The following is a 6,878-nucleotide window of genomic DNA, read 5'->3' on the forward strand; positions in this document are numbered from 1 at the left end:
CGGCCCGCCGGGCCCCCCCCCCCCCCCCGGGGGGGGGGGGGGGGGGGGCCGGCGGCGCCCGGGGCGGCTAAGACCACCGCGCCGCCGCGACGCCACCCCGCCGCGCGCAGGCGCAGCGCCATGATCTCGGCCAGCGCCGGATCGGGGCCCATGGCGGGCGTGACCGAGACCATGGGGTGACCGGATTCGGCGACCTCGCGCGGAACGTCCTGATACACGTGATAACCGGAGGCCAGGAACGCCGGGATCACCACCGCGGGCCGCTCCGGCGAGCACGCCCGCAGGTCGCGCAGCACTTCCGCGGGCGAGGGACCGAGCACGTCGACGAAGGCGGTGCGCACAACCGGATCGCCCGCGAGTTCCGCGGTGACCGCCTCGGCCAGCGCGGCGATCATCTCCACTCCCCTGGTGCTCCTGGTGCCGTGCGCCACCAGGACCAGGGCCGGGGCGTTCACCACGCCCCGATCGTCGGGGCGTAGCGCGGCGCGCGGGCCGGGGAACCCACCGAGGGGCGCAGCAGGGGCGCGTGCGCGTTGTCGTCGGCGCACTCGGCGGCGTCGAGCGCCAGCCGGTATCCGCGCTTGACCACGGTCTGAATGGCCTTGGGCGCGCCGAGTCCGGCGCGAAGGCGGGCGATGGCGGTCTCCACGGCGTGGGTGTCCTCACCGCCGCCGGGCAGCGCGGCCAGCAGGTCCTCGCGCGAGACCACCCGGCCGGGCTGGCGGGCCAGCGCCCGCATCAGCGCCATCGGCGCGGGCGCGAGCTGGCGCACCTCACCGTCGACCACAACGCACGCGCCGCGCACGCTGATGATGTGGCCCGCGGCGTGGATGCGGTTGGCGCGGCGCGGCAGTTCCTCGGCCACGTGCCTGGCCAGCGCGCCGAGGCGGGCACGGGCGGGCATGGTGGTCGGCACACCCAGTTCCTCGAGCGGCGCCGCGGTGATCGGTCCGACGCAGGCGGGCAGCACCCTGGTGCGCAGGGCGTGCAACAGGCCCTCGAGCAGGCCGGTCTCCTTGGCGCGCATGAGCGTGGAGGCCACGGCGGGCGCGCTGGTGAAGGTCACGCAGTCCAGGCCCGCGGTGACGATGGATTCGATCAGCTGGTCCATCGGCCCCTGATCCTCCGGCGGGGTCCAGCGATAGACCGGCACCGGAACCACATCCGCGCCAGCGCAGCGCAGCACCTCGCAGAAGTCGGGCACCGGCTCCCACTCGGTGGTGGCGCCGTGCAGCTGGACGGCGATGCGCACACCCTCCACGCCTTCGGCCAGCAGGTGGTCGAGCACCTCGGCCGAGGACTCCGAGGCGGGCGACCACTCCTCGCGCAGTTCGGCCGCGCGGATGGCGCCCTTGGCCTTCGGGCCGCGGGCCAGCATCCTGGTCCCGGCCAGCGTGTCGCGCAGCTGTTCGGCCAGGCCCCAGCCCTCGGCGGCCTCCATCCAGCCGCGGAAACCGATTCCGGTGGTGGCGACCGTCACCTGCGGCGGCTCGGCGATCAAGGTCCGGGTGACCCGTTCCAGTTCGGTGTCGTCGGCCAGCGGAATGATCCGTATCGCGGGCACAGAGACGACCGACGCCCCCCGCCGGGTGAGCAGCTTGGCGAACTCGTCGGCGCGGCGTGCCGCGGTGATTCCGACAGTGAATCCGGCTAGGCCGTCGCCCGCGTCAAAGGTGTTCATGAATAACTCATCCGTCCGAGGATTCGACCGTGACCGGCTCGTTGGAAATGGAAACGATGCCGTCGTCGACACGCACCGCGTACACCGGCAACGCTGCCGATCCGTCGTCCAGGCAGTGCCCGTCGATGAGCGAGAACGCCTGCTTGAGCAGCGGCGACGCCACGACGGGGATGCCGCCCCGGTCACCGACGATGCCGCGCGACATGACCGCCGCCCGGCCGAACGGATCGATGTTGCCGACCGCGGCCAGGGTGCCGTCGGACAACAGGAACAGGGCTGCCTGCCTCCCGCCCCGCAACAATACCGCGACGCCGCGGCCGGGAATCAGATAGTCCAGGCGGCAGGCCTGCGTCCATCCGGTGACGGTCGAAGGGACAAAGCTGGGTGAATCGATTATGGTCATCGGGTTCCTCCTCCGGGCGTCCGATTCATTCTTCAGGCGCCCTGTTTCCGCCTGGTTAAGCCGCTATTGCGAGCCGCTATTGCGAGCCGCTATTGCGAGACGCGGGTCACTTCCGGCATTCCGAGCAGCACCGGCACCTTGCGCTCGCCGCTGTCGTCGAAGGCGATGGTCGGGTCGGGCTGATCGGGGGCGTTGACGAAGGACACGAACCGCGAGAGCTTGTTCTCGTCCTCGAGCACCGCGGCCCACTCGTCCTTGTAGCCCTCGACGTGCTTGGCCATCGCGGCCTCCAGGTCGTCGGCGATGCCGAGGCTGTCCTCGCAGATCACGGCCTTGAGGTAGTCCAGGCCGCCCTCGAGGGCCTCCTGCCAGGGCGCGGTGCGCTGCAGGCGGTCGGCGGTGCGGATGTAGAACATCAGGTAGCGGTCGATGTAGCGGATCAGCGTCTCGTCGTCGAGTTCGCCCGCCAGCAGCACGGCGTGCTTGGGGCTGAGGCCGCCGTTGCCCCCGACGTAGAGGTTCCAGCCGTTCTCGGTGGCGATCACGCCGACGTCCTTGCCGCGGGCCTCGGCGCACTCGCGGGCGCAGCCGGAGACGGCCAGCTTGAGCTTGTGCGGGGAACGCAGGCCGCGGTAGCGCTTCTCCAGCAGCACCGCCATGCCCACCGAGTCCTGCTGGCCGTAGCGGCACCAGGTGGAGCCGACGCAGCTCTTCACCGTGCGCAGCGACTTGCCGTAGGCGTGGCCGGATTCCATGCCCGCGTCCACGAGGCGCTTCCAGATCAGCGGCAGCTGCTCCACGCGGGCGCCGAACAGGTCGATGCGCTGACCGCCGGTGACCTTGACGTAGAGGCCGAACTCCTTGGCGACCTCGCCGATGGTGATCAGCTGCTCGGCGGTGACCTCGCCGCCTGGCATGCGCGGGACCACCGAGTAGGTGCCGTTCTTCTGCAGGTTGGCCAGGAAGTGGTCGTTGGTGTCCTGCAGCGCGGCGGCCTCGCCGTCGAGGATGTGGTCGCTCGAGGTGGAGGCCAGGATGGAGGCCACGGTCGGCTTGCAGATGTCGCAGCCCGAGCCCTTGCCGTACTTGGCGATCAGGCCCGAGAAGGTGCGGATGCCGGTGACCTGCACGATCTGGAACAGCTCGGCGCGCGACTGCTCGAAGTGCTCGCACAGCGCCTTGGACATCTCAACGCCGGACTGCTCGAGCAGCTTCTTGAGCATCGGCACACAGCCGCCGCAGGAGGTGCCCGCGGTGGTGCAGCTCTTGATGCCTGCGATGTCGCAGGCGCCCTCGGCGATGGCGCCGCAGATCGAACCCTTGGAGACGTTGTTGCAGGAGCAGATCTGCGCGTCGTCCGGCAGCGCGTCGGCGCCGAGTTAGGCGCCCGCCGGGGAGATCAGCGCGGCCGGGTCGGCCGGCAGCGGGCGGCCGACCAGCGGGCGCAGCGCGGCGTACTGGCTGGCGTCGCCCACCAGGATGCCGCCGAGCAGGGTCTTGGCGTCGTCGGAGACGACCAGCTTGGCGTAGGTGCCCTTGGCCGCGTCGTGCAACACGACCGACAGCGCGCCCTCGGTGGTGCCGTGCGCGTCGCCGAAGCTGGCCACGTCCACGCCCATCAGCTTGAGCTTGGTCGACATGTCGGCGCCCGGGAATTCGCCCGCGCCGCCGAGCAGCCGGTCGGCGACGATCTCGGCGGTGGTGTAGCCGGGGGCGACCAGGCCGTAGCAGACGCCCTCGATCGCGGCGCACTCGCCGATCGCGTAGATGTTCGGATCGGAGGTCCGCAGACTCAGATCGGTGATGATGCCGCCGCGCGGGCCCACCTCGAGACCGGCGTCACGGGCGATCTGGTCGTTGGGCCGGATGCCCGCGGAGAAGACCACCAGCGCGGCGTCGATGGTGGACTCGTCGGACAGGTGCAGCCGCAGACCGCCCTCGGTCTGCTCGATCCGCGAGGTGCCGACGCCCAGGTGCACGTTCAGGCCGAGGTCGGTGACCAGACCCTCGAGCACCGAGCCGCCGCCCTCGTCGACCTGGGCGGGCATCAGGCGGTTGTTGTATTCGATGACGTGCGGGGTCATTCCGAGCAGCTTGAGCGCGTTGGCCGCTTCCAGGCCGAGCAGGCCGCCACCGATGACCACACCGTGCGCGCCGGGGCCCGCCGCCTCCGCGGTGGCGCGGATGCCGTCGAGATCCTCGAGCGTGCGGTAGACGAAGCAGCCGGGCAGGTCGTGGCCGGGCACCGGCGGCACGAAGGCATAGGAGCCGGTGGCCAGGACCAGCGCGTCGTAGCCGATGATCTCGCCCTCGGAGGTGGTGACCTTGCGGGCCTCGCGGTCGATCGACTCGGCGCGGCGGCCCAGCTTCAGCTCGACCAGCTCGTCGCCCGCGTAGTCGTTGCCCGGCAGCGCCAGCGCGTCCGGGTCCCACGCCCCCACATAGGAGGACAGGCCGACGCGGTCGTAGGCGGGGCGCTGTTCCTCGCCGAGCACGACCACCTGGTAGCTGCCCTGCTCGTCGCGGGCGCGCAGGGCCTCGACGAAGCGGTGTCCGACCATGCCGTGGCCTGCGACGACCACGGTCTTGCGAGTGGTGGTTTCGGGGTTCATGAGAGACCTCCCAAGATGTGGCTGGCGTCAGGCGCCGGCGGACACGACGGACGGGGTGGCGGGGCGGGTGTCGACGAGCTGGTCGTCGGCCGGGCGGCGAATGCCGGGGCGGCGCAGGAAGACCGCCCAGGTGACCGCGGCGCAGGCGACGTAGAAGGCCAGGAAGACCCAGAACGCCGTGGTCGCGGAATTGGTCGAGGAGTAGGAGGAGCGCAGCACCAGGTTGATGCCGACGCCGCCGAGCGCGCCGATGGCGCCGACGAAGCCGATGAGCGCACCCGAGGTGTTCTGCGCCCAGGCCGAGCGGACCGAGGGAGCGGCGTCGATGCTCTGCGACTTGGCCTCGAAGACCGAGGGGATGATCTTGGTGACCGCGCCGTTGCCCATGCCGGAGAGCACGAACAGGGCGACGAATCCGGTGACCAGCACCGCCATCACGGTTCCGCTCGCCACGCCGTCGTTGCCGTCGGCGGCCGAACTCGCGGCGATGACCAGCGCGGCGGCGGCCATCATGGCGCCGAACATCACCAGGGCGACCTTGCTGCCGCCGATCCGGTCGGCCAGCTTGCCGCCGTAGGGGCGGGCCAGCGAGCCGAGCAGCGGGCCGATGAAGGCGATCTGCGCCGCGTGCAGGGTGGCCTCGGCCACGCTGTCGCCGCCGGCGCGGAAGTTGATCTGCAGGATCTGGCCGAAGGCGAAGGAGTAGCCGATGAACGAGCCGAAGGTGCCGATGTAGAGGAAGGCGATCGCCCACGACTGCGGGACCTTCAGCGACTCGAGCATGAACGACAGATCGGCCTTCTGGTTGCGCAGGTTGTCCATGTACAGCGCGGCGCCGAGGCCGGCCACCGCGATGGCGACCAGGTAGATCGCGCAGATCAGGCTGGCGTACTCGTTGCCGAGGGTGGCGATGACCAGCAGGCCGATCAGCTGGATCACCGGAACGCCGATGTTGCCGCCGCCCGCGTTCATGCCGAGCGCCCAGCCCTTGAGCCGCTGCGGGTAGAAGGCGTTGATGTTGGTCATCGACGACGCGAAGTTGCCGCCGCCGAAGCCCGCGAAGGCCGCGACCACGAGGAAGGTGGTGTACGAGGTGCCCGGCTGGTTGACGAAGTACAGCGTCAGCAGCGTCGGGATCAGCAGCAGCACCGCCGAGAACACCGTCCAGTTGCGGCCGCCGAAGCGGGCGGTGGCCACGGTGTAGGGGATGCGCAGCACCGCGCCGACCAGGGTCGGAACCGCCATCAGGAAGAACTTGCCCGCCGCGTCGATGCCGTACTTCTCGGTGGGCATGAACAGCACCATGACCGACCAGATCGACCAGATCGAGAAGCCGACGTGTTCGGCGACCACCGACCAGATCAGATTGCGCCTGGCGATGTCCTTACCGCCTGCCTCCCAGGCAACGACGTCTTCGGCATCCCAGTGCTCGATGTCGTGGTTACGCGTCAGCGTGCTCAACAAGGGCCTCCTGAACTCGGATGCCCCAACGGTAGGGAGCGGGTATTGCCGAAATGCTGCCCGAAGTGACGGGTCGATCAACGGTTGCTCACCTGCCGCGCGGCGCCGAGGTGAGACCCGGACGCATGTTTCGCGCATGTGACACAGCCGTTTTCAGCACGTCACGAAGTGGCCAGGAGCACACGCGAGCGGCTGTGAGTGTGACGTGGACAGCATCATGCGCCCATCGGGGCGGCCCCGCAACCGGAAGCGGCGAGCCCGGCGTGGGGTGCGCGCTCGCTGTGGGGCCGAAGGTCATCAGTTTCATAGGATGATCGGATGAGGTCCGGCCGACCGGCGGGTCCGGCTGTACCCTGTGTCCGTGCAACCCGTCCGGCGCACCAGCCTCATCGCCCAGGTCACCGAGCAGCTGCGGGCCGAGGTCAGGTCCGGCCGGTGGCCGATCGGCACGCGCATCCCCACCGAGCCCGAGCTCACCGAGATGACCGGCACCGGGCGCAACACCGTGCGCGAGGCCGTCCAGGCACTCGTGCACGCGGGCATGCTGCAGCGCCGCCAGGGCTCGGGCACCTATGTTGTGGCGGGCTCGGAGGTCGGCGGCACGCTCAGCAAGTACTTCGCCGACGCCCGCGACCGCGACGTGCTCGAACTGCGCCTGTCGCTGGAGAGCACGGCCGCCGGCCTGGCCGCCCGCCGCCGCGACGACAACGACATCGCCGAG

Annotated in this window: 5 protein-coding genes and 1 pseudogene; 1 reads left to right on the plus strand and 5 read right to left on the minus strand. The window is 70.5% G+C overall.

The genetic code is table 11. The features are described 5' to 3' along the window. The 5 genes and pseudogenes from QH283_RS21450 to QH283_RS21470 form a co-directional block, all read right to left on the minus strand. A partial coding sequence (locus QH283_RS21450; protein ID WP_280504769.1) for a sirohydrochlorin chelatase occupies nt 1-455 on the minus strand: 455 nt, incomplete at its 3' end. Then, nucleotides 452-1,681, minus strand: a complete 1,230-nt coding sequence (locus QH283_RS21455; protein ID WP_280504770.1) for a uroporphyrinogen-III synthase — start codon at nt 1,679-1,681, stop codon at nt 452-454. The genes QH283_RS21455 and QH283_RS21450, both read right to left, overlap by 4 nt. A gap of 7 nt (nt 1,682-1,688) precedes the next feature. Beyond that, entirely contained in the window at nt 1,689-2,084 is a 396-nt protein-coding gene (gene nirD / locus QH283_RS21460; RefSeq protein ID WP_280504771.1) for a nitrite reductase small subunit NirD, read from the minus strand. 89 nt (nt 2,085-2,173) lie between these two features. Then, a pseudogene (gene nirB / locus QH283_RS21465) lies at nt 2,174-4,696 on the minus strand (nitrite reductase large subunit NirB). A gap of 27 nt (nt 4,697-4,723) precedes the next feature. Beyond that, nucleotides 4,724-6,160 carry a nitrate/nitrite transporter gene (locus QH283_RS21470; RefSeq protein WP_280504772.1) on the minus strand — a complete coding sequence of 479 codons (1,437 nt, stop codon included), beginning with the start codon at nt 6,158-6,160 and terminating at the stop codon, nt 4,724-4,726. Nucleotides 6,161-6,518: 358 nt separating this feature from the next. Here QH283_RS21470 and QH283_RS21475 point away from each other — a divergent pair. Beyond that, nucleotides 6,519-6,878 (plus strand): FadR/GntR family transcriptional regulator (locus QH283_RS21475; RefSeq protein WP_280504773.1); only part of this gene is annotated, 360 nt, incomplete at its 3' end.

It is taken from the genome of Nocardia farcinica (genome assembly GCF_029867845.1).
In the GTDB taxonomy this organism is placed as follows: domain Bacteria; phylum Actinomycetota; class Actinomycetes; order Mycobacteriales; family Mycobacteriaceae; genus Nocardia; species Nocardia farcinica_A.